At 54.1% G+C, this 2,307-nt stretch carries 1 protein-coding gene and 2 pseudogenes; 1 reads left to right on the top strand and 2 read right to left on the bottom strand.

Features of this window, described 5'->3' with window-relative positions; translation table 11 throughout:
* Positions 1-229: pseudogene (locus ACKTSJ_RS11020) on the top strand (IS91 family transposase); the annotation flags it as partial.
* 529 nt (positions 230-758) lie between these two features.
* Here ACKTSJ_RS11020 and ACKTSJ_RS11015 read toward each other — a convergent pair.
* On the bottom strand, positions 759-1,583 hold the full coding sequence (locus tag ACKTSJ_RS11015; protein ID WP_407900198.1) for a hypothetical protein: 825 nt from the start codon (positions 1,581-1,583) through the stop codon (positions 759-761).
* A 495-nt stretch (positions 1,584-2,078) separates the two neighbouring features.
* A pseudogene (locus ACKTSJ_RS11010) lies at positions 2,079-2,307 on the bottom strand (IS91 family transposase); the annotation flags it as partial.

The raw sequence follows: 2,307 nt of genomic DNA, 5'->3' as shown, positions 1-2,307 counted from the left end.
TATCCGCCACTACGGGCTGATCGCCAATGGCGGGCGGCGCGAGAACCTGGCGCGGGCACGCGAACTGCTGCAGGTCGTGCCGGTGGAACCTCAAGAGAGCGATACACCGAACGAAGCGGCACAACCGACCTTCGTCTGTCCGCACTGCGGTGCGCCGATGCACATCATCGAGACGCTGCCGCGCATCCTGCCGATACGGGCGCCCCCTCGTCTGCGGGGGCCGCCATGAACATCGTTTCGTTTTACCGTCCGTCCAAGTGTTGCTGGCGCGTGCCGGCAAGACGCTGCTTTGCCTTGCGAGCCAATATTGCTGCTTTGACGTCCGTACACGACGCAAGCGCTTGTCAAAATGATTCCGGAATTGACGACTTGAATGAAATATTACGCTCGCTGACAAGCCCTATCGACCCGGCAGGTCGAAAGATACCCCATCAAATCCCCATAGCCTGCACGCTGATCTGAGTGCAGCGGCACCCCACGCGGTTTCCTCCTTGGAGCGGTTGTCCGACGTCAGCCCGGAACGGGCGGCTGCACTCGTTCGTGCGGCGCGTAGGGGCTGACATCCGACAACCCTTAACCATGGCAGTCATTAATAGCTTGTGAATTCTATTACTGGCATGTGATGCAAAGCAGTCAAGGTTCTTGAATTAAAAGTGGCTAGCAACTGGGGGGGCGCGATTCAAGTCTTATTTTTGTATAAATCACTAATGGCACGAATAAAAGAAGGCTGGACAACATCGCTTGTTACCGGACGTATCTCAGCTTCCTTCCTTGTTTTTGTAGAGCGTCCTAAACTTCCCTTCAGATAGCGGCTCATCGAAAACTTCAAACGTTTCGCTTCCGATAAGCAATTTCTTGAGGGTCTTGAAACCGTATCTTTCATTGAGACAGCTCACATCCTCAGGCAATTCTATATTTGCCAGCCTTCCAGCATGAGCTAAATAGCACCAGCCATCCTTCCGTTGAATCTGGGTAGCCACCTCCCGTAGGAAGGACACAAGTGGGCTGGCTTGAAGCCACAACAATTCCATTTGATCCTGAAAATCCGTACTGGCCATTAGTTCGGCCTGCACCCTTCGACCTTCCTGCATGTGACTGGCTGTAGATCGGAGGTGCTCATGCATCGGCAATACTTTTTCACGCTGTAGTTCAAGATAGGCCAGAGTCTCTTCAAGTTTCTCTGGTGTATCAGGCAACCATCTTGGTAGGAATCCATGAACCAACTCGTTGCGCTGTTCTATCATCAGCTTCATGTCTCTGCGCATGGCTACTACGAAATCGGCGTCACTATGGATTCGGAAAGAAATTGAGAGCCAGCCCGGAGTGCCTTCATCTTCAGGCACTTCTACTCCCGCGTCGTTTAGTACCTCGGTGCAATATTTATCAACCAGGAGTCCGAACATATTTCTGTTGATAGTGGCGGCTTTCTTCTGTTGTCGCTCCTTGAAGTCGTCTGGAAAACCGCTGGCTTTATGGTTGGATAGCAGGAATTTTAATAATCCCTCAATTTGCTGAAATAGAAGTAGGTTCCTCCCCACACGCCGGAGGACTTCGTCTTGAAGTGATTTGATGTCAAGTGCCAAAGGGATAAGCCTGTTCGGTTGATTCAAGCATATCTTAACAGTCTGAATTGTTCGAATAGGTAAAACACCCTCGACTAACTAGATGCTTACGTCAGCAATACGCTGCGAAGTAGACATACCCCTTGAATTATTGAGCGGCAGCTCAGGTTAAGGGTTGTCGGATGTCAGCCCCTACGCGCCGCACGAGTGAGTGCAGCAGCCCGTTCCGGGCTGACGTCGGACAACCGCTCCAAGGAGGAAACCGCGTGGGGTGCCGCCGCACTCAGATCAGCGCGCAGGCTATGGGGATTTGATGGGGTATCTTTCGACCTGCCGGGTCGATAGGGCTTATCGGCGAACGCAAGATTTCAATCAAGTCATCGATTCCGGCATCGTTTGGACGAACGTCTGCGTCGTGTTCGGCCATCAATGCAGCAATATCGGCCCGCCAAGCAAAGCCGCAGCTTGCCGGCCCAGACCGGCAACACGTTGCAGGGTCGTAAAACGCCATTATGTTCATGGCGGCCCCCGCAGACGAGGGGGTGCCCGTATCGGCAGGATGCGCGGCAGCGTCTCGATGATGTGCATCGGCGCACCGCAGTGCGGACAGGCGAAGGTCGGTTGTGCCGCTTCGTTCGGCGTATCGATCACTTCGGACTCCACTGGCACGACGTGCAGCAGTTCGCGTGCCCGCGCCAGGTTCTCGAGCCGCCCGCCATTGGCGATCAGCCCATAGTGGCGGATG

This window comes from Ferrigenium sp. UT5, assembly GCF_045866295.1.
In the GTDB taxonomy this organism is placed as follows: domain Bacteria; phylum Pseudomonadota; class Gammaproteobacteria; order Burkholderiales; family Gallionellaceae; genus Sideroxyarcus.
The sequence above is the reverse complement of the archived record's forward strand: the minus strand, read 5'-3'. Positions and strand labels throughout refer to the sequence as shown.